A 24,781-nucleotide genomic window follows, 5' to 3' on the forward strand; every position below is an offset into this window, starting at 1 on the left:
TCGCTGCAAAGGCGACGGGTGTACCGTGACAGGAAAAGTCGACGAGGACCGGGGTCTGTCCCCGTTATCTCGCCCCCGATATCGCCGGGCCGTCAGGGAGCTTTTCGACGGCCTGCCTCACGGCCTCGAAGATCACGTCCTCGAAGATCTTCGCCGACCCTAACTCGAGACTGCTCTTCGTGACCCCGTAATCACGGTCCGTCGCCCGGGACTCGTGCCTCCAGATCGTTTCGCCCGTGTTGGCGCTCTTGATCTCGAAGACGGCCCTCACGGTGACAGGGGCGTAAACGTAACGGTAGGTCGTGTCCGCCTCGAGCATGGTGGTGTACAGGACCGCATCCGCGCCGAGCAAGCCCCCGATGAGCTGGGGACGCACCATAGCCCCCGGAGCTGCCCCCTCCCTTCTCCTCGCTTCCGCGAGCGCGGCGTCCACCATTTCGAAGGGGACTTTCGGATAACCCTTGAAATAGAGCTCCTGGAGGAGTTTTTCACGGATCATCCGCGCAGCGTCGGGGCTGCCGGCCTTGATCTCCACGGGCAGGACGGCGATCGTTTTCACCCCGAGGCTGGGCAAGGCCGGCTGCGCGTCCTCCTCCGCCTTCGACACGAAGGGCAGATCACGGATGACGGGAATCTTCGCCAGTGTCGAGCACCCCTGCATCAGGGCGACCCCAAGGATCAGGATGCAGGAGAGCCGGGCCGTTCTGGATTCAATCACGCAAGCCCCCTTTGCCGTTGAATGTCGCGACGATCCCCTCCGCATCGGACTGCACGATGCGCAGCGGCGTCCCCTTGAACTTCCGCCTCGAGAGCTCCCGCGCGATGACCGCGGCGCCCTCGGAAGTATGGAGGCGCCACTCGCAGAGCTCCGGCGCGATCGAGACGGGCGTGACACGCTGCACCCCGGGGATGCCGGCGAGCAGGTCTCGGAAGACGAGATAGTCATGATGGCTGGCGAAGGCCCCCCGGACGGCGAGCACGAGCTGCTGCTCCGATCCGCCGGTCTCGTCCGCCGCCGCGCCTGAAATGCCGTGCCGGCGCAGGTCCCCCCGCAGACCGCCCACATCGACGGTCGCGGCGATCCTGACCGCGTAAGCGCCATCCTGCTCTGCCTCCCGCAGGATCCGGTAGTGGACGACGTACCGCTCGGCCGACGGGAAGATCTTCTCGTCGAGGACGGCCTGCCGGCCTGCCAGGGCCTCGGCCGGGATGAACGTGCGGAGCGTCTTCTCGATGGCGCCGCGAAGGGCCTGGGTCATGGCCCGGTCGCGGGCCTGGGCGAGGTTGCTGCCTTGAATGGCGGCGATCCCTTCGGCCTCGACGCTCTTCCTCTCCGCGCCGTGCGCCGGGGAAAAGGCGGAGAGTGCGAGCAGCAGTGCACAGCCGATGAGGGTCGCCCGCACGGAAGGGCGGGTGTGGCTAAGGTGATTCATCAGCCGTCTTCTTGAGGGTTTCGATCTCTTCCCGGATGATGCGCTCGGCTATGGCAGGGAACTGCTCCCTCGCGACCCGCTCAGCGATCTCGGCGACCTTCTTCATGATCTCGTCCTGCAGCCGGCCGCCGACGAGGGCGTCGATCCTGGGCTCCTCCACGACGTCGGTGAGCTCGTACACCTTGCGCCCCGCATCCCGAAACGGCGCCTCTGCCTCTCTGCTGATCTTGTCGTCCAAACCGGTTCCCCCTTCCCGCGCCCGGGCAATGAGACCTCCATGCTGACCGCCCCGGCCGCGCCGGCAGGCCGGTGATTCCGGCCTGCCGCGTTTTATGCCGATGCAGTATCATACCTCCCCGGAGTCTTCAACCCTTTTCGCCGACCGCTGCCCATGAAGAACCTAAGAAGTTGAGAGGTTGAGAAGTTGGGACGTTATGAAGTTTGGATCCTGCATCGAGCCGGCGCACACCCGACGGCTTCGCCGCGCTTCCCGACTTCACAGCTTCTCAGCTTCCGCCTTTCCCGCCCGCAGTCTCACGACGAGGTCGTAGACACGCTTCCTCGGCAGGTCGAGTTCATGGGCGACCCGCGCCGCGAGGTCCTTCGTGGAGAGTTCCTCCTGCGATGCGAGGCGGTTCATGGCCTCTTCGATCTCCGCGTCCCCCGCGTCTCCCCTTCCGCCGGCCCCCTCGACGAGCAGCGTGATCTCCCCCCGGATATCGGCCCCCTCGAGCTTCGCGATCACCTCCCCGGCGGTTCCTCTCAGAACCTCCTCGAAGAGCTTCGTCAGCTCCCGGGCGACGACGACCTTCCGATCGCCCAGGACGTCCCGGATGTCCCGCAGGGACTCGACGGTCCGGCGCGGCGACTCGTGAAAGATGAGGGTCATCGGCAGATCCTGCAGGGCCCTGAGCAGCGACTGCCTCCGGCCCGGCTTCACGGGGAGGAAGCCGCAGAAGGCAAAGCGGTCCGAGGGCAGCCCCGAGACGGAGAGTGCCGTGACCGCCGCGGAGGGACCGGGCACCGGCACGACGGGGACCCCGGCCTCGATGGCCCTCCTGACCAGGCGATATCCCGGGTCGGAAATCAGGGGCGTCCCGGCATCGCTGACGTAGGCAATGGAGAGTCCTTCCAGCAGTTTGCCGACCAGCACCTCGCTCTTTCTCTGTTCGATCTCGTCGTAGAGGCTCGTGATCGCCGTCGGGATGCCGTGATGCCCGAGCAGGATCCGCGTTCGCCGCGTGTCCTCGCAGGCGATGAGGTCGACCTCCTTGAGGATGCGCAGCGCGCGCAGCGTGATGTCCTCCAGGTTCCCGATGGGGGTGGAGACGAGGTAGAGCTTGCCCGTTTCCTTCTGCCGGCTCATCGATGTCTCCGGTTTCTGTCGCAGCCGCGGCCGGGTGCACCCGGCACCCATCAGCCGGCGCCAGAGGTTCGTCAGCCGCCTGCTGCCGGGCGCGTGCAGGCTCCTCAGAACCCTGTCGCGTCGAATGCGTTCTTGTAGAGGGTCACCGTCTCTCTTCCCCCGGCGAGGCTCACGGCGGCGACATCGAAGCGCGACGGGGCCGCAAGCCACCCCTGCCCTTTCAGGTAAAAGAGGGCGACGGCCGTCATCTTCTTCTGCTTCCTGGGCCCGACGGCCGCCTGGGGCGGGCCGAAACGGGAGGATGCGCGCGTCTTGACCTCGACGAAGACAAGGGTTTCGCCGTCCCGCGCGATGAGGTCCACCTCGCCCAGCGGGCAGCGGTAGTTGCGCTCCAGGATCCGGTATCCCTGCGCCTCCAGGAATGCGGCGGCCCGATCCTCGCCGCGGTCCCCCCTATTCTTTCTCACCCGGGTCAAGGGCTTCCCTCACCCCCTTGAAGGTTCGGCGGTGGATCTTGCAGGGGCCATGGCACCGGATCGCCTCGAGGTGCTCCCGGGTTCCGTACCCCTTGTTCGCGATGAAGTTGTACTGGGGAAACTGGTGGTGATAGATCTCCATGATCCGGTCGCGGGACACCTTGGCGACAATCGAGGCGCAGGCCACGGAGATGCTCAGGGAATCCCCGCGGATGATCGTTTCCTGCGTGACGGGCAGGGACAGACGCTGGGCCCTTGCCCCGTCGATGAGCAGGTAATCCGCGGCGGGGGAAAGCTGGAGAACGGCTTCCCTCATGGCCAGGCGCGTGGCCTGGAAGATGTTGATGCGGTCGATGACGGAGGGTTCCACGACACCGATCCCCCAGCTCCGGGCGGCATGGAGGATGATGTCGTAGTATCGCAGGCGCTTCTTTTCCGTCAGCTGCTTCGAGTCCCTGACGCCGTCAAGCCGGAAGCCCTCGGGGAGAACGACGGCCGCCGCCACCACCGGCCCGGCCAGCGGGCCCCGTCCCGCCTCGTCGACGCCGGCGATGACGTCATAGCCCCTCCTGCGCGCGCTCCGTTCGAAGCTGTCCATCCTCTTCCGCCGTTACGACATGCCATGCAGCAGAAACGCTCGAAAGGATTCTGCATGGCAAAGCATCCTCCTGACCGCCGGAAGATGCCCGACCGAGTGGATAGGGATAGGTGCACCGGCTCAGTGCCGGTCGAGTTCCTTGATCTTCGTCTCTTTGCCCTTGCGCCCCCTGAGGTAGAAGAGCTTCGCGCGACGCACCTTGCCGCGGGTGACGATCTGCACGCGGTCGATCACGGGCGAGTGCAGGGGGAAGGTCCTCTCGACGCCCACGCCGTAGGAAATCTTGCGGACGGTGAACTGGGCACGGCTGTTGCCGCGGGTCTTCTTGATCACGACGCCCTCGAAGACCTGGATCCTCTCCTTGGAACCCTCGACGATCTTCACGTGGACCTTTACCGTGTCGCCGGGGCGGAAGTCGGGGATGTCCCCCCGCATCTGCTCCTTTTCGATGAAATCGATCTTATCCATGACAGCAAAACCTCCTGGTTCTCTTCTCGTATCGTGGCCCTCGCCGGCCCGCTTCCTGCGGTCGCCGGGGGCCGTCGGCGCAGCAGGCTCGACACAGCCTGCGCGTCAGGATTCCTTCTTCAGTTCATCGAGGATCTTCCGGTCCTTTTCCGTCAGGTCCGCCCCGGCCAGCAGGTCGGGCCTTCGCCGCAGCGTGCGCTTCAGCGCCTCGCGCCGCCTCCACTCCTCGATCTCCCGGTGATGCCCCGACAGGAGCACCTCGGGGACCCTCCAGCCCCGGAAGTCCTCCGGCCTCGTGTACTGCGGGCATTCCAAGATCCCCGCGGCGAAGGACTCGTGGCGGGCCGACTCCTCGTTGCCGAGCACGCCGGGAATGAGCCGGGCCACGGCATCGACGATCACCATGGCCGCCGCCTCGCCGCCCGTGAGGATGTAGTCGCCGATGGAGATCTCCCGGTCCACCAGGTGCTGCCGCACCCGCTCGTCGACCCCCTCGTAGTGCCCGCAGATCAGGACGATCCGGCCCGACCGGGCCAGCTCAGCGGCCATCGCCTGGCTGAAGGTCTCGCCCTGCGGCGTCAGCAGAACGCGGAGGCATTCCCCGGGGACTGCGCCGATGGCCTCGAGGACCCGCGCGATGGGCTCGACTTTCATCACCATGCCGGCCCCGCCGCCGTACGGGTAATCATCCGTCATCCGGTGCTTGTCGGTCGCCCCGTCGCGGATGTTGTGGGTCTCGATCCGGATGAGCCCCTTGTCCTGGGCCTTCTTCAGCAGGCTGCACCCGAAGAAGGATACAAACATCTCCGGGAAGATGGACAGGATGTCAAAGCGCATCGTCGCCCGCCTCCAGTCCCTTGAGCAGCCGGACGACCATCCGGCCCGCCCCGACGTCCACGGCGCGGATCACCTCGGCGATGGCCGGCAGCAGGATCTCCCGCGTCCCGGCCCGGCAGACGATGACGTCGTTGCTGCCCGTGGGGAAGACGCCCTCGATCACCCCCAGGGCCCTGCCGTCCTCCGTCTCGACGCGCAGGCCGATGAGGTCCTCCCAGTAGTACTCGCCCTCCGGGAGCGCCCCGAGGATCGAGTAGGGGACGAAGATCGCGAGGCCCCTGAGCCCTTCTGCGGCCGTGCGGTCCTCGACACCCCCGAGTTTGAGGGAGAAGTGGGCCCGCCCTTCGGGGCGCGCGTTTTCGATGGGGTATCGCTTCGCCGAGTCCCTGCTTCGGCCCACCCAGGCCTCCGTCAGCGACGGCAGCAGCCGGTCCGATTCAAGATAGGAAAGAACTTTCACGCGGCCCGAAAGACCGTGTGCCCTGACGATCCGCCCGATTTCGACCCATCGCATCGGCAGGTGCTACTCGATGATCTCGAGCACGGTCCGCTTGTGCACCTTGGCCGAAGCGGCGCTCAGGATCGTCCGCATGGCTTTCGCCGTCTTGCCCTGTTTGCCGATGACCTTCCCCAGATCCTCCTTCGACACTCTCAACTCAATGACAGACGTCTGCTCTCCCTGCACCTCGGAGACCTCGACCTTGTCCGGGTTGTCCACCAATGCCTGGGCGATGTACTTGATCAGGTCTTTCATCGTCGCGACCTCCAGGGAAATCTGAGATGTTAAGCTCCTGGTTCACCCCATTTGAATCGAGAGTCAAACGAAGACGGCGTTTCAGGCGACCTTGGTCTTGTCCTTCGCGATCGTGATCCCCTTCTTCCCGAGCAGCTGGGCGACGGTCAGCGTCGGCACGGCCCCCCTGGTGAGCCATTCCCGGACCCGGTCTTCCTTGACCGTGATCTCCGCCGGGTTCTTCTTCGGGTCGTAATTGCCGACGATTTCGATGAATTTCCCGTCCCTGGGCGACTCCGAATCGGCTACGACGATCCGGTAGTAGGGTTTCTTCCGGGTTCCCATCCGCGTCAATCTCATCCTCACAGCCATTCCGTTACTCCGTACCCTCCTGATATGTTGTGCGAAAAAAAGTATGTTAAATTAGCACAAAGCGACGGTTTTTTGAATCTTTTTTTTCCAGCCCGCTCAGGGGCGGAAAAAACCGCGCCGCAGGGCGTCCTTGCCCCCGGGACGCATCATCTTCTTCATCATCTTGCGCATCTCGACGTAATTCTTCAGCAGGCGGTTGACGTCCTGCACCGACGTGCCGCTTCCCCGGGCGATGCGCTTGCGCCGGGAGCCGTCGATGATCAGGTGGTTGGCCCGCTCTTTTTTGGTCATGGAGTCGATGATGGCCATGGTCCGGACCAGTTCCTTCTCGTCGGGGTCGACGTCCTTGAGGGCCTTCAGCTTTCCGAGACCGGGGATCATGCCGAGCATGTCCTTCAGGGAGCCCATCTTGCGCATCTTCTGCAGCTGGTCCCTGAAGTCCTCCAGCGTGAAGGTGTCCTTGCGGATCTTCTTCTCGAGCTCCCTGGCTTCCCGGACGTCGATGGCGGACTGGGCCTTTTCGACAAGGGTCAGGATGTCGCCCATCCCGAGGATCCGGGAGGCCATCCGCTCGGGGTGGAAGACCTCCAGCGCGTCCGTCTTCTCGCCCACGCCGACGAACTTGATCGGCTTGCCCGTCACGGCCCGCAGGGAGAGCGCCGCGCCGCCGCGGGCATCGCCGTCCATCTTGGTCAGGATCACGCCGTCGATGGCCAGCGCCTCGTTGAATTTCTGCGCGACCCCGACGGCATCCTGTCCCGTCATGGCATCGGCCACCAGCAGGATCTCCGACGGGTTGATCTCGGCCTTGATCCGCCTGAGCTCGTCCATCATGGCCTGGTCGATGTGCAGACGCCCCGCCGTGTCCAGGATCAGGATGTCGTAACCCTGGCTCTCCGCTTCCGCCATCGCCCTCCGGGCGATCTCGACAGGGTCCCGCGTGCCGGCGGGCTGCAGCACACCCGCCCCCAGGGACTCGCCGAGAACGCGCAGCTGATCGATGGCGGCCGGCCGGTAGACGTCGGTGGACACCAGCGCCGTCCGGCGCCCCTGCCCCATGGTGAGCCGGGCGAGCTTGGCCGCCGTCGTCGTCTTGCCGCAGCCCTGGAGCCCCACCAGCATCACCGGGTTCGGGAACCGGTCGGCGAGCTTGAGCCACTGGCTCCCCGCGCCGCCCATGAGCTCCACGAGGCGGTCGTGCACGATCTTGACCACCTGCTGTCCCGGCGTGAGGCTCTCGAGGACTTCCTGCCCGACGGCCCTTGCGCGGACATCCTCGACGAAATCCTTGACGACGCGGAAGTTCACGTCGGCCTCGAGCAGGGCCATCCGGATCTCCTTCAGGGATTCCCGGATGTTCTCCTCGTCGAGCCTGCCGCGGCTCTTCAGCTTCCTGAAAATGCCGTCGAGTTTTTCCGTGAGGTTTTCGAACATGGTATGAGCCTGTCTCGTTCTGTCTGTGTCGTGAAAGGGTTTTGCAGCGCGCCGTCAATGCGCCTTTGTCGCAGCCTGCCGTTGCTTGCCGGCAGGGAGGTTGAGGGGCATGACCGTGCCCCCTTGCGGGATGCGCCCACGGCCGCCAGCCTCTAGCTGCCCGCGGGCAGGATCATGCACTGCAGCCCCTTCACCCTTGCCTGCAGGCCGTCGACCACCTTCTGGGCCTGCTCCCTCGTCTCAAACCCCTTGAGCTTGACCCGGTACCAGCGGCCGCGGTCACTCAGCTCGGCCGAGTCGATGTACGGGGCGTAACCCAGGGTGTTGAGCCGGTCTCGAAGCTCTTCGGCTTTCTTTTTCTCCTGCAGGGACGCCACCTGGATGACGAACTTGCCCGCCGGGGCCGCTGTCTGCTCTTTGGCGGGGGCGGCCTCCCGCTCCTCCTTCCTGACCTTGGGCTGCGCCGCCTCACCCGCGCCGGGCCCCTTGCCCTTCGTCAGCGTGTCGAAAAACGTGAGCTTGAAATCGCCCTTCTCTGCGGGCCCGGCCTTTTTGCCTTCTTCGGGGGTGCCTTTCTCGGCCGCGCCGCCCTCCCCGGAAGCCGACCGGGCGATCTTCTGCCGCAGGATCTCGGGGATGCCCTTGGCAACCTGCTCGGGGTTTCCCTCCATGCTGACGCCGACCATGATCCCCATCAGGAAAGCCAGGGAGATCAGGAAGGCGATGCCGATGACGAAGAGCATCAGACCCAGCTTACCCAGCCGGAATTCGAACTCTTTCATCCGTTGCGGCCGCATGTCATGGCCTCCGGGGCTCACATCTTCTCCGGCGCGCTGACGCCGAGGACGCCCAGGGCGTTGCGCAGGACCTGCCCGATCGCATGAACGAGAAAGAGCCTCGCGCGGCTCAGTTCCGCATCATCGGTGATGACCCGGTTCTTGTTGTAGTAGCTGTGAAAGATCCCCGCCAGCTCGTTCAGGAAAAACGTCACCCGGTGCGGCTCGAGTGCCTTGGCGGCCCCCTCGATGACCTCGGGGTACCGGCTGATCGACTTGATGAGCTGCATCTCCTCGGGCAGTTGGAGGCGGTGCAGCGCCGCGTTCTCGCCCGCCGGCACCTCCATCCCCCGCTCGGCGGCCATCCGGACGATGCTCGAGATGCGGGCATGGGCATACTGGACGTAGTACACCGGGTTCTCGTTGGACTGCCTCTTGGCCACTTCCAGATCGAAATCGAGCTGGCTGTCGGAGCGTCGCATCAGGAAATTGTACCGGGCGGCGTCCTTGCCGACCTCGTCGATCACCTGCCTCAGCGTCACGTACTCGCCCGCCCGGGTGGACATGGCCACGGGCTTCCCGTCGCGCAGCAGGCTCACGAGCTGCACGAGGACGATCCGCAGGGCGTCCTTGTTGCCGCCCAGGGCCTCGATGCTGGCCTTGAGCCTCGGGATGTAGCCGTGATGATCGGCGCCCCACACGTCGATGACCGTGTCGAACCCGCGGTCGAACTTGTTCTTGTGATAGGCGATGTCCGCCGCGAAATAGGTGGGCGTCCCCGTGTCGCGGATGACGACCCGGTCCTTCTCGTCGCCGAAGGCCGTCGAGCGGAACCACAGCGTGTCGCCCTCCCTGTAGACATGGCCCTTCTCCCGGAGCTGCTCCAGGATCCTCATGACGCCGTCGTTCTCGTAGAGCGTGCCCTCGCTGAAGTAGCAGTCGAACAGGACGCCGAAGGCCGCCAGGTCGTCCTTGATCCCCTGCATGATGGAGCCGGCGGCGTAGGAGGTAAAAAACGGCAGGACCTCGTCCTCGGGCCTTGCCGCGTACCGGTCCCCGTCACGGGCGAGGATCTCGCGGGCAAGCCCGGCGATGTAATCGCCCTGGTAGTGATCCGGCGGGAAATCGATCGCCTCGCCGAGAGCCTCCCGGTAGCGCAGGTACACCGAGCGGCCGAGGGTCCGCATCTGGTTGCCCACGTCGTTGATGTAGTACTCCTTGACGACATCGTGGCCGCTCGCCTTGAGGATGTTCGCGATGACGTCGCCCGTCACGGCCCCCCGCGCATGCCCGATGTGCAGGGGCCCCGTGGGGTTTGCGCTCACGAACTCGACCTGGACCTTCCGCCCAGCCCCGATGTCGAGCGTGCCGAAGCGGTCCCCTAGGCGCTCTATGTCCAGCAGCCGGCCGCGCCAGCACTCCTCCCGGATGAAGAAGTTGATGAACCCGGGGCCCGCGATCTCCACCTTGCTCAGCAGCCCCCCGTCATCCTTGAGTTTCGAGACGATCGCCTGGGCGATCGTGCGGGGGTTCTTCCGGGCCTGGGAGGCGATCACCATGGCCACGTTCGAGGCATAGTCCCCGTGCGACTCGTCCCGCGTCACCTCCAGTTCGATGAAGGGGAGGCTCTGCACCTCGAAGAGCCCCTCGGAGCGGCACTGGGCCGTCGATTCTTCCAGAAGCTTGATGATGCGTTCCTTCATGTCTGCAGCAAACCCTTGATGACTATAATAAAAAAAAGGCCCGGCGGCCAATTCTTTTATCACCGTTTCCCCGCGCGGGGGAACTGTTCTCTTCTGTCGGAAACCGCGGCCACACTAGCCGCTCGAGGGCGTAATGTCAAGTGATTTTCGAGGGAATGAGGCGGCGCGCGCAAACGACATCTCCGCTCTTCTCACCCTCGCACGTTCCCACCTTCTCACCTTCTTGTTACCGGTACCCCTCCGCGACCACCGGACCGAACCCCAGCCCCACGTCGACGGTCACGCTCGTCCGGTAATCTTCGCTCCGGCCCGTGACCGTCGTGTCGTACCGCACGAGCACCCAGGGGGTCGAAGCCATGTCGAACCCTGCAGGCCCGCTGATCTGCATGGGGCCGGCGGCCGGGGGCACGGGCTGCGTGATGCTCACGCGGCCGCGGGGCTCCAGCCCCGCCGCCAGCTCCGTCAGGGGACGGTCCGCCCTCACCGAGGCGCCGGGGTTTGCGGGGTCGAAATGGAGCACGAGCCAGTGGCTTGCCGCCTCGGCGGCGCTCATCGCCTTCTTTTCGCCGACGATCCTCGTACTGATCCGCAGGTCCTGGGTCGAGAGGTTCAGGGCGATGATCCCCGCGGCCAGGAGCATGAGATTCGCCAGGATCGCCGCGATCAGGGCAAAGCCGCTTTCCCTCGTGATCGGCATGGTTTCTTCTCCCTCTTCAGAATCGGACCCCGTGGTTCTTCGGCACCACGCTTGTCGAAAAGGCCATGCGCCGCGGCTGGCCCGTCCGTGGATCGGCTTCGGCCGACTCCACGATCAGGGCGATCTCGATGCGCCGGATCCGCGGGACCCCGTCAGGCAGGTTGACGACCTCGGCGCCCGTGCCGTCGTAGTAGCGAAACAGGGGCACCGCGCCGTTGACCACCCGCAGGGTCCGTACGGCTGCATTCGAGGGGATGGGCCCCAGGAAGGGCTGCGCCCCTGAAGACGTCCGCCTCCCTGCCGAGCAGCGGATCGTCTCGCGGGTGACCCTCGCCGTATTCTCGTCGTAGGCGTAGCGGATGATCTCGCTGGGCGAGCTTCCGCAGAGCCCGTCTGCGTCCAGGTCCGTCTCGATCGTGATGGACGAGGCCGTGGCCTCCTGGATGCCCCGCCGGTCCTGATCCTTCGCCGGCTCGCAGCTGTCCGGGTCAACCCAGAGGCCCGCCGCATACAGGGGATTATAGGAAACCATCCGGAGCTCGGCGCCCATGACCTCCAGCGCGATCCGTGCGTCCTGGCCCGTGGAGACCCTGCGCTCGATCCCCGCGGCGGAGCGCTGTCCCGCCATCACCGCGGACAGGACCGCCGCCAGGATCACGAGCCCCACGGCCGCGGCCATGACGAGCTCCACGAGCGTAAACCCTCCGGGGGTCCTCCTTCGGCCGGTTTTCATCCTGTCCCCTCCCCGGTTGTCTTCCCCCCTTACACTCTTAATCTCTTCCCTTCTCACCTTCTCACCCTCTATCGGATGCGCGCATCACGCCATTGCAGGAGGTGCGTCCGGCTCTCTGGCCACTTCGGCGCGGGGACCCCTTTCCACGGCGCCGCCGACACGCCGGCGCCGCCGCTCACCCACCCGAACATGGCGCCCTTCCCCGCCTCCGGCCCTTCGGAGATGAGCGGGCCGGAGGGAATCCCCCTGCCCAACGCCGCGCTCCTCTCCCCTCCCGCGAAGGCCCCGGCCCCGTCGAGGTAGGAGACGCCGTAGAGACGGGCATGACCCGTCTGCTCGCAGGGATCGCCCGCCCCGCTCTCCGGCGTGTAGGTCGTGAAATACGCCACCCCGCCGAACACGGTCGGGGTGGCCAGGAGCTTCTCCCCCCTGCCGCCGAAGAGGATGTACCACCCGTCCCTGGTGTCCGCCGCGGTGAATCTCTGCGCCGCGCCGCTGATGTTCTGCAGGTCGGCCCGTGTCCGCGGCTCGGGGGCCCCGCGGTCCCGCACGCCGAAAAACCCGTCCCGTGACTCCCCCACGGCCAGGGGCTCGAGCCTGTCGCCGGTACCCCAGTAGACCCAGAGATTCCCCCCGGCATCCCTCGCCACGGCAGGGGCAAAGTAGACCGGGCCGGTCAGGCCGTCCCCCCGGAAGAACAGGGACCCTTTCCAGTCGGCCGTGGTGCAGGCATCCCCGTCGGAGGCCCTGCAGAACGTGAAGCGCCAGATGTTGCCCCCCAGGTCCCCGATGTAGGCCCTGTCGGCAAACCCGTCCATGTCCGAATCGACCACGGCCGCCGTTGCCGGAAGAGGGTCCGTCATGAGACTGCCCCCGGGGGATTGCCGGTTGAAGCTCCAGAGGATGTTTCCCGTGACGGCGTCGACGGCGAAAAATCCCTTCCCCCGGGCCTCGCAGTCGGCCGCGCCGCTGCACGGGGAGAGGCGATGCCCCCCGCCGATGAAGCCGACCCACTTCTCGTGGGGCCCGATACGGACCCTGCGGATCACCATGCGGCTCCAGGGGTCGCCCAGGTAGGGCGCCTGGGAGGGGGTGGGACGGATCCGCCAGGCGGCCTTCGGGTTGAGCGTGTCGGTGATGTCAAGGGCATGATAGCCGCAGTAGGCGGGTGACCCACCGCCCGGGAGGTAGTGGCCGCTGAAGCCCGAATCGCAGGACGCCGAGGCGCTCCAGAGTGTCCTCTCGCCCCCGCGTCCCAGCCCGACCACCAGCATCGTTTTCCAGTCTCCCGGCGATTTCACCCGCCCGTCGCCGGCCCCCGTCCAGACGTCCGCCACGGTGATCGGCCCGTCGACGTAGAACCGGTGCGCCAAGGCTGTCGGGTGCTCCCGGTGGGCGAGATCCTTGAGCCTCGGCAGGATATTCGGGGGGATGAAGCTCCAGGCCTCGGAGAGGTCCGAGGTCCGAAAGGCGTGCAGCTGCCCGTCGTTGGCGCCGGCCACGATCACCCGTTTCCCGTTGGCCGACGTGCGCCGGTTGGCGGCGCGGTAAGGCTCGAAGGACCTTCCCCTGTCCCTGGGGTCGGCAAAATACGCCGGGGGCGTGCTCACCGTGACGGGGTTCGAGTGAAAGATGTCGCCCAGCTTCCAGACGTTCCCCCGATGGTCCTTCTCCGGGTTGAACGCCGGCTCGCCGCGGATGTAGCCGATCACTTCGTCGCGCCGCTGCTCGTCGCCCACCCCGAGATCCGCCGCCGAGAGATGCGCCGCGTCAAACGGGACAAGGGTGCCGCCCTTTAGCGTCAGGATCCTCCGGTCGGCCGCCGCTGTCGTCAGCAGAACGGCCGCAGCGTCTGCCGTCACGCCGCCCACGGACTCGTCCGACAGGACCGCGTATTTCCGCAGCGAGCCGCGCCAGAAGGGGTCGGCGGGCGCAGGCTGGAAGGAAGCCGCGAACAGATGGTTCTCCTCCGCTGTCCGCGCCGTGGCCACCGAGGGGGCGGCAAAGGCATAGACGGCGTCGCGGATCGCGGTGAGGGCCGTCCGCAGGGCAGCCTCGAGCTCCGTCGAATTCGCGGAGAGGAAGGCGTAGCCGTCGAGCTCCAGCGCCCCGGGGTCGTTGGACGTCGCAAAGCACCGCCCGCCCGCTTCGCTGCAGGAGCCCGTCGTCGGTGACTCGGCGCAGGGGGCGGCCGTGATGGCGCCGATGTCCAGGCTCGACGGGCTGCCCCTCCGGGCGGCGAAGGGATTCTCCGTCCCGCCGTAATAGGCCATCCAGTTGAGCGTGCTCTTGAGGTGATCCGGCATGTTCCCGCCCATGCCGATCACGAAGACCCTGTATCCCCCGTCGCGCAGGGCCTTGATCTTGGCCACGGAGGCGCGCCTGCGCTTGTACTGGTCCCGCTGGTCTTCGGAGCCGTTTCCTCCGCAGTGCAGCGTGTCCTCCCCGTCGGTGAGGAGAAGGACGAACTTGGGCCGGCAGTTTCGATACGCGTCGGCCCTCCTGTGGCCGTCCAGGTAGGGTTTCACGGCCTCCATGCATTCCGCCAGGCCCGTGCCGCCCCCGACGCGCTGCCTTTCCATCGACCGGTCGGTCCAGAACAGGACGGTGTCCTCTCCCGCGTAGGCCGAGTCGATGCCCGCACAGCCTGCGCGCCCGCACCAGATCGAGGCGTAGGGCTGCCCGAGGTCCCGGTGCCGGCGGTTGCCGTTGCTGAACCGCCAGAAACCGAGGCGGACGTTGAGACCGGCCTCGTCACGGCCGTCGATCACCCCGTCGCGGTTGCTGTCGAGGATGCCGAAGATCGCCCGCTTCGCGATGAGGTAGCGGGCGCAATCCGTCGCAAAGCCGGGGCGGGGGGTCTCGTGAAAGATGTCGCCGGAGCACGAATCGTTTCCGAAGCGTCTCAGCGGCTCCTGGGCGCTGTCGGCCTCGCCCTTCGGGTTTAGGCGCATGCTGCCCGAGAGGTCGAGAACGATCAGGGCGTCGGGGGGAACGGCGGCGAAGAGCGCCTGATCGCCGGTGTTCTCGGCGAGGGCCGGGCCGAGGCAAACCAAGGCGCCCAGGAGGGCGGCAAGCGCGGCGCGCACGAAGCGGCACATGGCGGATACCTCCATCGACGCTCGGGCATCGAGCGCAGAGGTCCCCCGGAATGAACCCTGGACGCACATCCCGGCCTGCCGGTTGTCGGCTCGTTCCCGCCGTCCGCGCAATCCGAAGGAAAGGTTGTGTGAAGGAGGGAGGGCTGAGGGGCGGGACCGTTCTCGGGTCCCGCCCGAAGTCGGCTGGACTCTATCGTATCAGGCGGCAGGGGTCAAGCGGTTTCTCGACATCCGCCACCGGGACCGTTCTCACTGGAACCGCCGGTCTCGCCAGTGGATGAGGTTGGTCCTGTTGGCGATCGACGGCGGGTTCACGTTTGCGCGCATCGTGGTCGCCCCCGTGCCGGCGCCGCCGCTGACGGTCACGTAGAGGTCCGGCGTCTTGCTGTAGGGGTTTATGGACAGCACCGGCGCCGTGGGGATGCCCACGCCCAGGGTCATGCTCCTCGCATTGCCCGTGAGCGACCCGGCCCCCTCGATGAACGAAACGGCGTAGAGTTTCGCCGAGCCGGCCTGGTCACAGGGATCGCCGCCGCTGCCCGCCGGCAGGTAGGTCGTGAAGTAGACGATACCTGCAAACACGGAGGCCTCGGAGAGGCACTTCTCGCCCGCCCCGGCCAAGTTGATGTACCAGCCCCGCTTCGTGGCGTTGTCCGTGTAGGTCGAAGACGTGATGTTTTCGAGGTTGCCGATCTGGTAGGACCCGCTCTTCGTGGCATCCTTCACGGCGAAGAAACGGTCGGTGACGGTACCCACGACGATGGGCTCGGCCTTGTCGCCCGTGCCCCAGTAGACCCAGATGTTCCCGTTGGCGTCCTTGGCCACGGCGGGGGCGTCGTAGACGGACCCGATCCCGGCCTCCCGCGAAAAGAGCAGCGAGCCGCTCCAGTTGCCCGTCCCGCACGACGGCCCGTCGGCGGCCGAGCAGAACTTCATCCGCCAGATGTTGCCGCCCAAATCCCCGATGTAGGCCAGATCCACGAACCCGTCGTTGTCCGAATCCACGATCGCCGCCGTCCCCGGCAGGGCGTAGTTCATCGCGCTGTTGTCCGCCTTCGTGTAGCTCCACAGCACCGAGCCGTCCGTGAGGCTCACGACGAAGAACCCCTTGCCCCGAAGGTCGCAGCCGCCCCCCGTGCAGCTCGACAGGTTGTTGCCCCCGCCGATGAAGCCGACCCACTTCTCGTTGCCGTTGATTTTCACCCGGTGCACCATCATCTTGCTCCACGGGTCCCCGAGGTAGGGAGCCTGGGCCGCCGACGGGGCGATCCGCCACCGGTAGGCGGGACTGTACGTGTTCGTGATGTCCAGGGCATAGTAGCCGCAGTAGTGGGGGTAGCTCGACGAGTAGACGTTCTGGAAGTTCGCGTCGCAGGAGGCCGACGCGCTCCAGAGGGTGCTCGTCCCGCCGCGGCCCTCGCCGAAGACCATCAGCGTCTTCCAGTCGCTGGCGGACTTCGCCGTCCCGTCGCCCGTCCCCAGCCACACGTCGGCCACCGAGATGGGCCCGTCGACGAAGTACTGGTGCGTCAGCCCCGTCGGGTGCGACTTGTGGGCGATGTCCTTGAGCTTTCCCAGGACGTTGGGCGGGATGAAGCTCCAGACCTCGGCCCCCGTGTCGGTCCGGAAAGCGTGGAGCTGGCCGTCGTTGGCGCCCGCCACGACGATCCGCTTGCCGTTGGCCGTCGTGCGGAGGTTCGTCGTCCGGAAGGTCGCGAAGGCCCCCGCGGAGTCACGGGCGTCCTTGAACCAGGCCGATGGTGTCCCGACGGTCACGGGGTTGGAGCGGAAGGTGTCGCCCAGCTTCCAGTTGTCCTTGTTGTACGTCGGCTCGCCCCGGATGAACCCCACGACCTCGTTGCGCCGCGTCGTGGTCGACACCCCCAGGTTGGCCGCCGTGATGTTCGTCGTGTTGAACGCCGTCAGCGCCCCCGACTTGTACGTGTAGATCGTCCGCGACGAGGCGTCCGTGCCCTGCAGCACCTGCCCCGCATCCCACAGCGCCGACCCGATCGTCCCGTCCGTGTTGATCTGGTACTTCGTCACGTGCCCCAGCCAGAACGGGTCGCCGTTGATCGGCTGGAAGGCCGCCTCGTAGATGAAGTTCTCGTCGATCAGGCGCGACGAGGCCACCGAGGCCTGCGAGAAGGAGTACGTCGCCTCCCGGATCACGCTGATGGCCTGCCGGAAGGCCGCCTCGAGCTCCGTGGCGTTGTTGGCCAGGAAGGCGTAGCCCGACAGCTCCAGCGTCCCCGGGTCGTTCGAGGTCGCGTAGCACTCGTCCGTCGTCCCGCAGCCCGGGCCCGTCGTGGACGATGTCCCGCAGGTGGTGACCGCCCCCGGGTCGAAGGCCGTCGCGTCGCCCGCGTTTTCGACCAGCGGGTTGTCGGTTCCCCCGTAGTAGGCCATCCAGTTCAGGGTGTTCTTCAGGTGGTCGGGCATGTTGCTGCCCATGCCGATGACGAAGACCTTGTAGCCCGCGTCGGCCAGGGCCTTGGCCGCCAGCACCGACTCGCGGCGGCGCTTGTACTGGTCCGTCTGGGTCTCGTAGCCCGTGCCCCCGCAGTACATCGTGTCGGCCCCGTCGGAGACGAGGATGACGAACTTCTGCCGGCAGCTTTTGTAGGCATCGGCGGCCTTGTGGGCGTCGAGGTAGGTCTTGACGCCCTGCAGGCCCAGCACCAGCGGTGTGGCCCCCACGACGTTGGAGTAGGTCATCCAGTAGTTGATGCTCAAGGTGTCGCCCGAGGTCTGGTTCACGGTGCAGGAGGTCGAGCTGCCGCAATAGAGGAGGGAGTACTTCGTCGCGATGTCGCGCAGCTTCACGTAGGTGCTGCCCTGGAACTTCCCGAGGCCGATCCGGATGTTGAGGCTCGTCTCGTCCTGGCCGTCGATGACGCCGCTCTTGTTGTCGTCGAGGATGCTGAACAGGGTCTTGCGGGCGATCTCGAAGCGCGAGCAGTAGGTCGTGTAGCCCGGCACGCTCTGGTCATTGTAGAAGGGCCCCTCGCAGGCGGGGTTGCTGTACTCCTTGATGGGGTAATTGTACGCGTTGTGGTCTCCCGGGGGGTTCCACTTCATGCTGCCCGAGAGGTCGAGCACGATCATGGCATCGGGGGCGATCGACGTGAAGAGGCCCGTCTCGTCGGCCCGGCTCAGCGGGACCGGTCCGACGGACAGCGCAATCGCGGCACACAATGCGGAGAGAAGGACCGTTTTCTTTTTCATGGCTGCTGACCTCTTGGTTCTCGGTGAACGTTTCCTGCCTTGCCGGAGGGCCCAGTGCCCCTGCCTGCCATCCGCCGGCCCCGTCACGGTTTGTCTGTTGCTCCTCTACCGCACCCGCAAGTCACGCCAGTGGATGAGGTTGGTCCGGCTGGTCATCGAGGGCGGGTTGACCGGCGCCCGGGCCGTCGTGGCGCCCACGCCCGACCCGCCGCTCACGGTCACGTACAGATCGGGGGTGGAACTGTAGGGGTTCATGGAAAGCACGGGCGCCGTGGGGATGCCCACGCCCAGGGTGATGCTCCGGGCCCCGCCGGTCATGCTTCCCGCCCCCGAGATGTAGGAGACGCCGTAGAGCTTCGCGATCCCGGCAGCATTGCACGGGTCGCCACCCCCGCCGGCCGGGCTGTAGGTCGTGAAGTAGACCTGGCCGCCGAAGACGACGGCCTCGGCGAGGCACTTCTCGCCCGCCCCGGCCAGGTTCATGTACCAGCCGCGCTTGTTCGCATTGTCGGTGTATATGCTGCCGGTGATGTTCTCCAGGTCGCTGAGCCGGTAGGTCCCCGCCAAGGTCTTGTCCTTCACGGCAAAGAAGCGGTCGGTGCCGCCCCCCATGACGATGGGCTCGGCCTTGTCGCCCGTGCCCCAGTAGACCCAGATGTTCCCGTTGGCGTCCTTGGCCACGGCGGGGGCGTCGTAGACGGGACCGATCCCGGCCTCCCGCGAAAAGAGCAGCGAGCTGCTCCAGTTGCCCGTCCCGCACGACGGCCCGTCGGCGGCCGAGCAGAACTTCATCCGCCAGATGTTGCCGCCCAAATCCCCGATGTAGGCCAGATCCACGAACCCGTCGTTGTCCGAATCCACGATCGCCGCCGTCCCCGGCAGGGCGTAGTTCATCGCGCTGTTGTCCGCCTTCGTGTAGCTCCACAGCACCGAGCCGTCCGTGAGGCTCACGACGAAGAACCCCTTGCCCCGAAGGTCGCAGCCGCCCCCCGTGCAGCTCGACAGGTTGTTGCCCCCGCCGATGAAGCCGACCCACTTCTCGTTGCCGTTGATTTTCACCCGGTGCACCATCATCTTGCTCCACGGGTCCCCGAGGTAGGGAGCCTGGGCCGCCGACGGGGCGATCCGCCACCGGTAGGCGGGACTGTACGTGTTCGTGATGTCCAGGGCATAGTAGCCGCAGTAGTGGGGGTAGCTCGACGAGTAGACGTTCTGGAAGTTCGCGTCGCAGGAGGCCGACGCGCTCCAGAGGGTGCTCGTCCCGCCGCGGCCCTCGCCGAAGACCATCAGCGTCTTCCAGTCGCTGGCGGACTTCGCCGTCCCGTCGCCCGTCCCCAGCCACACGTCGGCCACCGAGATGGGCCCGTCGACGAAGTACTGGTGCGTCAGCCCCGTCGGGTGCGACTTGTGGGCGATGTCCTTGAGCTTTCCCAGGACGTTGGGCGGGATGAAGCTCCAGACCTCGGCCCCCGTGTCGGTCCGGAAAGCGTGGAGCTGGCCGTCGTTGGCGCCCGCCACGACGATCCGCTTGCCGTTGGCCGTCGTGCGGAGGTTCGTCGTCCGGAAGGTCGCGAAGGCCCCCGCGGAGTCACGGGCGTCCTTGAACCAGGCCGATGGTGTCCCGACGGTCACGGGGTTGGAGCGGAAGGTGTCGCCCAGCTTCCAGTTGTCCTTGTTGTACGTCGGCTCGCCCCGGATGAACCCCACGACCTCGTTGCGCCGCGTCGTGGTCGACACCCCCAGGTTGGCCGCCGTGATGTTCGTCGTGTTGAACGCCGTCAGCGCCCCCGACTTGTACGTGTAGATCGTCCGCGACGAGGCGTCCGTGCCCTGCAGCACCTGCCCCGCATCCCACAGCGCCGACCCGATCGTCCCGTCCGTGTTGATCTGGTACTTCGTCACGTGCCCCAGCCAGAACGGGTCGCCGTTGATCGGCTGGAAGGCCGCCTCGTAGATGAAGTTCTCGTCGATCAGGCGCGACGAGGCCACCGAGGCCTGCGAGAAGGAGTACGTCGCCTCCCGGATCACGCTGATGGCCTGCCGGAAGGCCGCCTCGAGCTCCGTGGCGTTGTTGGCCAGGAAGGCGTAGCCCGACAGCTCCAGCGTCCCCGGGTCGTTCGAGGTCGCGTAGCACTCGTCCGTCGTCCCGCAGCCCGGGCCCGTCGTGGACGATGTCCCGCAGGTGGTGACCGCCCCCGGGTCGAAGGCCGTCGCGTCGCCCGCGTTTTCGACCAGCGGGTTGTCGGTTCCCCCGTAGTAGGCCATCCAGTTCAGGGTGTTCTTCAGGTGGTCGGGCATGTTGCTGCCCATGCCGATGACGAAGACCTTGTAGCCCGCGTCGGCCAGGGCCTTGGCCGCCAGCACCGACTCGCGGCGGCGCTTGTACTGGTCCGTCTGGGTCTCGTAGCCCGTGCCCCCGCAGTACATCGTGTCGGCCCCGTCGGAGACGAGGATGACGAACTTCTGCCGGCAGCTTTTGTAGGCATCGGCGGCCTTGTGGGCGTCGAGGTAGGCCTTGACGCCCTGCAGGCCCAGCACGAGTGGTGTGGCCCCCACGACGTTGGAGTAGGTCATCCAGTAGTTGATGCTCAAGGTGTCGCCCGAGGCCTGGTTCACGGTGCAGGATTGATTGCTGCCGCAGTAGAGGAGGGAGTACTTTGTCGCGATGTCGCGCAGCTTCACGTAGGTGCTGCCCTGGAACTTCCCGAGGCCGATCCGGATGTTGAGGCTCGTCTCGTCGTCCTTGTCGATGGTGCCGCTGTGGTTGTCGTCGAGGATGTTGAACAGGGTCTTCCGGGCGATCTCGAAGCGCGAGCAGTAGGTCGTGTAGCCCGGCACGCTCTGGTCGTTGTAGAAGGGCCCCTCGCAGGCGGGGTTGCTGTAGGTGTTGATGGGCAAGTTCCACCAGTCATGGTCCCCCGGGGGGTTCCACTTCATGCTGCCCGACAGGTCGAGCACGATCATGGCGTCGGGTGCGATGGAGGTGAAAAGACCCGTTTCGTCCGTCAAGAGCTCCGCCGATGTGTCCGCAGGCGCCAGGGGGAACAGGACAATCAGGACGGCAAGCATCACGAATGCGTTGCGCAGGTGAACGCGCATCATTGTGTTTCCGCTCGTTTGTATTGCGCCTGCAAGCATCTGTCTGCCTTCCATGCCTTCCTCGCCCTCAAGGAAGCCGCGCACGGCCGGTGCTACTGCAGCCGCCGGTCACGCCAGTAGAGGATGTTGGTTCGGTTGCCCGTTCCCCCAGGGGTGACGGGGGCCTTGATCGTCGTCGCCCCCGTGCCGGAGCCGCCGCTGATCGTCACGTAGAGATCGGGCGTGGGGCTGTAGGGGTTGAGCGAGAGCGTGGGCGCCGTGGGGATCCCCACGCCCAGGGTGACGCTCCGGGCGTTGCCGGTCAGGCTGCCCGCCCCCGTGATGTAGGAGACGCCGTAGATCTTCGCCGCTCCCGCCGCGTTGCAGGGGTCGGTCACGCCGGCCCCGCCGGGCGTGTAGGTCGTGAAGTAGACCTGGCCGCCGAACACGACGGCCTCGCCCAGGACCTTCTCGCCCGCCCCGGCCAGGTTCATGTACCAGCCGTGCTTGGTCGCGTTGTCCGTGTAGGTCCCGGCGGTGATGTCGTCGAGGTTCGCTCCCGTCCAAAAGGTCGCCATGTCGGAATCCTTGACCGCGAAGAACCGCTCGACGGTCGTCCCGACGACGATGGGCTCCGTCTTGTCTCCCGTCCCCCAGTAGACCCAGATGTTTCCCGTCGCGTCTTTCGCGACCGTCGGCGCGGCGAAGACGGGCCCTACACCCGAAGTCAACCCGGACGGCTGAAACAGGCGGCTTCCCGTCCAGCTGGCCGTGTTGTCCGTGGGGAACCGGAAACGCCAGATCTGGCCCTTCAGGTCGCCGATGTAGACCGTGTCGATGAAGCCGTCGAGATCGGTGTCGACAGCCGCGGGGGCCCCCGGCATGGCATAGTTCAGGTACGTGGGGTTGTCCGCACGCGTGTAGCTCCACAGAACGCTGCCGTCGGTCAAATCGATCACGAAGAAGCCCTTTCCCCGCTTGTCGCAGTCCGTCCCGACGCCGTCGTAGGGGTTGCAGGCCGCCCAGTTGTGCCCGCCCCCCATGAAGCCGACCCACTTCTCGTTGCCGCCTACCTTCACCCGCCCGATGGTCATCTTGCTGTAGGGGTCACCCAGATAGGGGGCCTGGGCGGCGGTCGGTGTGATCCGCCACCGGTAGACCGGGTTCAGGGTGTCGGTGATGTCCAGGGCGTAGTAGCCGCAGTAGTGGGGACGCGTCGCGTCGTAGACAAGGCTGAAGTCGCTCAGGCAGTCCGGCGACGAGCTCCAGAGGTTGGGGTCGGCGCCGCGGCCCAGCCCGAAGACGAGCAGGGTTTTCCAGTCCGCCGCCGATTTCGTCGTCCCTGTCCCCGTCCCCAGCCACACGTCGGCCACCGAGATGGGCCCGTCCACGAAATAGACGTGGGGCATGCCCGCCGGGTGCGAGGCGTGCGCGATCTGTCTCAGCTTGGGGACCACGCTCGGCGGGATGAAGCTCCAGGCCTCGGAACCGTCGGAGGTCTTGAAGGCGTGAAGCTGGCCGTCGTTGGCGCCGGCCAGAACGATCCTCTTGCCGTTGGCGGAGGAGCGGATGCGGTTCGCACGGTGCGTGGCAAAGGCGTTGGTCCCGTCGTTGGTGTCCTTGAAATAGTAGGACGGCGTCCCGACGGTCACGGGATTGGCCCGGAAGACGTCGCCCAGCTTCCAGTTGTCCTTGTTGTACGTCGGCTCGCCCCGGACGTAGCCGACGACCTCATTGCGGCGCGTGTCGTTCTCGACGCCCAGGTCCGTGGACGTGATGTTGGCCGTCGTAAAGTCGATGAGCGAGCCCCCCTTGTAGGTCTTGATGGTCCGCGTGGCCGGGTCCCGGGCCTGGAGGATCTGCCCGGCATCCCAGATGGCGCTCCCGACGGTGCCGTCGTTGAGGATCTGGTACTTGCGCAGGTGCCCGAGCCACATGGGGTCGTTGTTCACAGGCTGGAAGGACACCTCGTAGAGGTAGTTCTCGTCGGTGAGGCGCGACGAGGCCACGGAAGACTGGGAAAAGGAGTAATTGGCCTCGCGGATGTAGTTGATGGCCTCCCGCAGTCCCGCCTCGAGCTCCGTGGCGTTCCCGGCCAGGAAGGCATAGCCTGAAAGAGGCGTGTTGCCCGGGTCGTTGGACGTGGCAAAGCACTGTGTGCTCGTGTCGTCGCATATCCCGACCGTGGGGGAATCGGCACAGGGGTCTGCCTCGAACAGGCTGGGGTTTAGGGCCGTCTTGTCGCCTGCGTTGGGAACCAGGGGGTTGTCGGTCCCGCCGTAGTAGGCCATCCAGTTCAGGGTGTTCTTCTCGATGTCGGGCATATTGGCGCCGAAGCCGATGACGAAGAGCTTGTAGCCCGCGTCGGCCAGGGCCTTGGCCCGGGCCACGGAGGCCCGCCTGCGCTTGTACTGAGTGCGGTCCGTGTCGTTGACGGCGGCCCCGCAGTACATCGTGTCTGCCCCGTCGGACAGGAGGATCGCGAATCGCTGACGGCAGTTCTTGTAGGTGTCGGCGGCTTTCTTCGTGTCCAGGGTCGTCTTCGTGCTCTCCAGGGCCAGGGCAAGGGGCGTGGCCCCCGTCACCACGGACGTCTGCATCTGGGCGGCGATGCACTTGATGTCGCCGGGGTTATACCAGGTCAGGTTCGTGCAGGCCGTGTATGTGCTGTACGGGGCCCCGCAGTAGGTGTTGCGGTAGGAGTTGCCGATGGGCTTCCACTCCTGGTAATAGCCGCCCTGAAACTTGCCAAAGCCGAAGCGGATATTGAGGCTCGTGTCGTCGTCGGTGAAGATCTTGCCGTCCTTGTTGTCGTCGAGGAGCTTGTAGAGGACGTCCCTCGCGATGAGGTAGCGGGCGCAGTTGGTGCTGTAGCCCGGCATCTCGGTGCTCGTGTTGTAGAAGGGGCCCGAGCAGGTGGGGTTGCTGTACAGCTTGAGGACCGCGTTGACGCAGTTGTAGGTGTACGGGGGGGTGTAGCTCGTCCTGAAATCGTTGTAGGTCGGCAGGCTCTGGTTGGCCACGCAGTCGCTGCTCTTGTAGTAGCAGGAGTTCGCGCCGCCCGGGCAACGGAACACGTCCCCCGGCGGATTCCACTTCATGCTGCCCGACATGTCGAGGACGATCATGGCCTCGGGGGCCACGTTGGTGAAGAGCCCCGTCTCGGAGCAGCTCTCGTCGGTCGTGCAGGTCTGGGCGAAGGCGATGCCCGCGCTGCAGAAGAGGGCAATCAGGATCGTGCAGAAAGCACTGCGTGGTGCCGTCATGGTTTGCTCCCCTAGCGGGACATGGTGCCCATCTCGACGGGGCCGTGGCCGAGGCCCGCCTCGATTGTCATGCTCGTGTTGTAGGCCGTGTTGCGCCCGGTGATCCGCGCATCGTAGCGCGCCTGCCCCCAGGTCTGGGAGCCGCCGATGGAGAATCCCGGCAGGGGGATCTGGGCCGGGCCCGTCGTGGGCTCGGTGGGCTGCTCGATCGTGTACTGCGTGTTCGGGTCGCCGCCCCCGCCGACGGGCTGGTTCGTCACGGTGACGGCGGCTAGGTTGGCGGGGTCGAAGTTGACGGTCAGCCAGTGCAGGCCCGCCTCGGCGGCGTTGACGGCTTTCTTGTCACCCACGGACCGCATGCTCACCCGGATGTCCCCCGTGGAGAGGTTCAGGGCGACGATCCCCACGGCCAGGAGAATCAGGTTGGCCAGCAGCGCGGCCAAGAGGGCAAAGCCTGTTTCGTTTCTTCTGCGTTTCATGCG

Annotated in this window: 21 protein-coding genes; all 21 read right to left on the reverse strand. The window is 66.2% G+C overall.

The window, feature by feature from the left end:
• Positions 1 to 64: 64 nt before the first annotated feature.
• The 21 genes from HPY67_03090 to HPY67_03190 all read right to left on the reverse strand — a co-directional run bounded on the left by HPY67_03090 (position 65) and on the right by HPY67_03190 (position 24,778).
• Positions 65 to 718 carry a DUF799 family lipoprotein gene (locus HPY67_03090; protein NPV03699.1) on the reverse strand — a complete coding sequence of 218 codons (654 nt, stop codon included), beginning with the start codon at positions 716 to 718 and terminating at the stop codon, positions 65 to 67.
• Positions 711 to 1,433 carry a hypothetical protein gene (locus tag HPY67_03095; GenBank protein ID NPV03700.1) on the reverse strand — a complete coding sequence of 241 codons (723 nt, stop codon included), beginning with the start codon at positions 1,431 to 1,433 and terminating at the stop codon, positions 711 to 713. Before HPY67_03095 ends, HPY67_03090 begins: the two co-directional genes overlap by 8 nt.
• Positions 1,420 to 1,671 (reverse strand): hypothetical protein, encoded by a 252-nt coding sequence (locus tag HPY67_03100; GenBank protein ID NPV03701.1) that lies wholly within the window; start codon positions 1,669 to 1,671, stop codon positions 1,420 to 1,422. The genes HPY67_03095 and HPY67_03100 overlap by 14 nt, the downstream gene beginning before the upstream one ends.
• Before the next feature lie 258 nt (positions 1,672 to 1,929).
• Complete coding sequence (gene rsmI / locus HPY67_03105) at positions 1,930 to 2,799, reverse strand: 16S rRNA (cytidine(1402)-2'-O)-methyltransferase (GenBank protein NPV03702.1); 870 nt, start codon at positions 2,797 to 2,799, stop codon at positions 1,930 to 1,932.
• Positions 2,800 to 2,903: 104 nt separating this feature from the next.
• Complete coding sequence (locus HPY67_03110; protein ID NPV03703.1) at positions 2,904 to 3,266, reverse strand: YraN family protein; 363 nt, start codon at positions 3,264 to 3,266, stop codon at positions 2,904 to 2,906.
• Positions 3,253 to 3,873: a ribonuclease HII gene (locus tag HPY67_03115; GenBank protein ID NPV03704.1), complete on the reverse strand. Its 621-nt coding sequence runs from the start codon at positions 3,871 to 3,873 to the stop codon at positions 3,253 to 3,255. The genes HPY67_03110 and HPY67_03115 overlap by 14 nt, the downstream gene beginning before the upstream one ends.
• Positions 3,874 to 3,993: 120 nt before the next feature.
• Complete coding sequence (gene rplS / locus HPY67_03120; GenBank protein ID NPV03705.1) at positions 3,994 to 4,341, reverse strand: 50S ribosomal protein L19; 348 nt, start codon at positions 4,339 to 4,341, stop codon at positions 3,994 to 3,996.
• Between the two features lie 105 nt (positions 4,342 to 4,446).
• On the reverse strand, positions 4,447 to 5,178 hold the full coding sequence (gene trmD, locus HPY67_03125; protein NPV03706.1) for a tRNA (guanosine(37)-N1)-methyltransferase TrmD: 732 nt from the start codon (positions 5,176 to 5,178) through the stop codon (positions 4,447 to 4,449).
• Positions 5,168 to 5,692, reverse strand: coding sequence for a 16S rRNA processing protein RimM (gene rimM / locus HPY67_03130; GenBank protein NPV03707.1), 525 nt, complete (start codon positions 5,690 to 5,692; stop codon positions 5,168 to 5,170). The genes trmD and rimM overlap by 11 nt, the downstream gene beginning before the upstream one ends.
• 9 nt (positions 5,693 to 5,701) lie before the next feature.
• Positions 5,702 to 5,932 (reverse strand): KH domain-containing protein, encoded by a 231-nt coding sequence (locus HPY67_03135; GenBank protein NPV03708.1) that lies wholly within the window; start codon positions 5,930 to 5,932, stop codon positions 5,702 to 5,704.
• Positions 5,933 to 6,013: 81 nt separating this feature from the next.
• Positions 6,014 to 6,283, reverse strand: a complete 270-nt coding sequence (gene rpsP / locus HPY67_03140; protein ID NPV03709.1) for a 30S ribosomal protein S16 — start codon at positions 6,281 to 6,283, stop codon at positions 6,014 to 6,016.
• A 96-nt stretch (positions 6,284 to 6,379) separates the two neighbouring features.
• Positions 6,380 to 7,717 carry a signal recognition particle protein gene (gene ffh, locus HPY67_03145; protein NPV03710.1) on the reverse strand — a complete coding sequence of 446 codons (1,338 nt, stop codon included), beginning with the start codon at positions 7,715 to 7,717 and terminating at the stop codon, positions 6,380 to 6,382.
• 152 nt (positions 7,718 to 7,869) lie between these two features.
• A complete protein-coding gene (locus HPY67_03150) occupies positions 7,870 to 8,499 on the reverse strand; it encodes a hypothetical protein (GenBank protein ID NPV03711.1) in 630 nt (209 codons plus the stop codon).
• Between the two features lie 32 nt (positions 8,500 to 8,531).
• Complete coding sequence (locus HPY67_03155; protein ID NPV03712.1) at positions 8,532 to 10,196, reverse strand: arginine--tRNA ligase; 1,665 nt, start codon at positions 10,194 to 10,196, stop codon at positions 8,532 to 8,534.
• A 226-nt stretch (positions 10,197 to 10,422) separates the two neighbouring features.
• Positions 10,423 to 10,893 (reverse strand): hypothetical protein, encoded by a 471-nt coding sequence (locus HPY67_03160; GenBank protein ID NPV03713.1) that lies wholly within the window; start codon positions 10,891 to 10,893, stop codon positions 10,423 to 10,425.
• A 16-nt stretch (positions 10,894 to 10,909) separates the two neighbouring features.
• A complete protein-coding gene (locus tag HPY67_03165; GenBank protein NPV03714.1) occupies positions 10,910 to 11,626 on the reverse strand; it encodes a prepilin-type N-terminal cleavage/methylation domain-containing protein in 717 nt (238 codons plus the stop codon).
• Positions 11,627 to 11,694: 68 nt separating this feature from the next.
• Positions 11,695 to 14,727 (reverse strand): hypothetical protein, encoded by a 3,033-nt coding sequence (locus tag HPY67_03170; GenBank protein ID NPV03715.1) that lies wholly within the window; start codon positions 14,725 to 14,727, stop codon positions 11,695 to 11,697.
• Positions 14,728 to 14,976: 249 nt separating this feature from the next.
• Positions 14,977 to 17,955 (reverse strand): hypothetical protein, encoded by a 2,979-nt coding sequence (locus HPY67_03175; protein ID NPV03716.1) that lies wholly within the window; start codon positions 17,953 to 17,955, stop codon positions 14,977 to 14,979.
• Positions 17,956 to 18,060: 105 nt separating this feature from the next.
• Entirely contained in the window at positions 18,061 to 21,054 is a 2,994-nt protein-coding gene (locus tag HPY67_03180) for a hypothetical protein (protein ID NPV03717.1), read from the reverse strand.
• Positions 21,055 to 21,146: 92 nt separating this feature from the next.
• The gene (locus tag HPY67_03185; GenBank protein ID NPV03718.1) at positions 21,147 to 24,299 is read right to left on the reverse strand and encodes a hypothetical protein; all 3,153 of its coding nucleotides are present in this window, start codon (positions 24,297 to 24,299) and stop codon (positions 21,147 to 21,149) included.
• Positions 24,300 to 24,310: 11 nt separating this feature from the next.
• Positions 24,311 to 24,778 carry a hypothetical protein gene (locus HPY67_03190; protein ID NPV03719.1) on the reverse strand — a complete coding sequence of 156 codons (468 nt, stop codon included), beginning with the start codon at positions 24,776 to 24,778 and terminating at the stop codon, positions 24,311 to 24,313.
• Positions 24,779 to 24,781 lie beyond the last annotated feature (3 nt).

The sequence above is a fragment of the Syntrophaceae bacterium genome (assembly GCA_013177795.1).
GTDB lineage: Bacteria > Desulfobacterota > Syntrophia > Syntrophales > UBA2192 > UBA2192.

Excerpts from the sequence above, each read along its gene's own strand:
- HPY67_03170 (NPV03715.1), bottom strand. The coding sequence starts at position 14,727 with ATGTGCCGCTTCGTGCGCGCCGCGCTTGCCGCCCTCCTGGGCGCCTTG.
- HPY67_03155 (NPV03712.1), bottom strand. The coding sequence starts at position 10,196 with ATGAAGGAACGCATCATCAAGCTTCTGGAAGAATCGACGGCCCAGTGC.
- HPY67_03160 (NPV03713.1), bottom strand. The coding sequence starts at position 10,893 with ATGCCGATCACGAGGGAAAGCGGCTTTGCCCTGATCGCGGCGATCCTG.
- ffh (NPV03710.1), bottom strand. The coding sequence starts at position 7,717 with ATGTTCGAAAACCTCACGGAAAAACTCGACGGCATTTTCAGGAAGCTG.
- HPY67_03095 (NPV03700.1), bottom strand. The coding sequence starts at position 1,433 with ATGAATCACCTTAGCCACACCCGCCCTTCCGTGCGGGCGACCCTCATC.
- HPY67_03150 (NPV03711.1), bottom strand. The coding sequence starts at position 8,499 with ATGAAAGAGTTCGAATTCCGGCTGGGTAAGCTGGGTCTGATGCTCTTC.
- HPY67_03175 (NPV03716.1), bottom strand. The coding sequence starts at position 17,955 with ATGAAAAAGAAAACGGTCCTTCTCTCCGCATTGTGTGCCGCGATTGCG.
- trmD (NPV03706.1), bottom strand. The coding sequence starts at position 5,178 with ATGCGCTTTGACATCCTGTCCATCTTCCCGGAGATGTTTGTATCCTTC.
- HPY67_03165 (NPV03714.1), bottom strand. The coding sequence starts at position 11,626 with ATGAAAACCGGCCGAAGGAGGACCCCCGGAGGGTTTACGCTCGTGGAG.
- rsmI (NPV03702.1), bottom strand. The coding sequence starts at position 2,799 with ATGAGCCGGCAGAAGGAAACGGGCAAGCTCTACCTCGTCTCCACCCCC.
- HPY67_03190 (NPV03719.1), bottom strand. The coding sequence starts at position 24,778 with ATGAAACGCAGAAGAAACGAAACAGGCTTTGCCCTCTTGGCCGCGCTG.
- HPY67_03185 (NPV03718.1), bottom strand. The coding sequence starts at position 24,299 with ATGACGGCACCACGCAGTGCTTTCTGCACGATCCTGATTGCCCTCTTC.
- rplS (NPV03705.1), bottom strand. The coding sequence starts at position 4,341 with ATGGATAAGATCGATTTCATCGAAAAGGAGCAGATGCGGGGGGACATC.
- HPY67_03180 (NPV03717.1), bottom strand. The coding sequence starts at position 21,054 with ATGCGCGTTCACCTGCGCAACGCATTCGTGATGCTTGCCGTCCTGATT.
- HPY67_03135 (NPV03708.1), bottom strand. The coding sequence starts at position 5,932 with ATGAAAGACCTGATCAAGTACATCGCCCAGGCATTGGTGGACAACCCG.
- rpsP (NPV03709.1), bottom strand. The coding sequence starts at position 6,283 with ATGGCTGTGAGGATGAGATTGACGCGGATGGGAACCCGGAAGAAACCC.
- rimM (NPV03707.1), bottom strand. The coding sequence starts at position 5,692 with ATGCGATGGGTCGAAATCGGGCGGATCGTCAGGGCACACGGTCTTTCG.
- HPY67_03115 (NPV03704.1), bottom strand. The coding sequence starts at position 3,873 with ATGGACAGCTTCGAACGGAGCGCGCGCAGGAGGGGCTATGACGTCATC.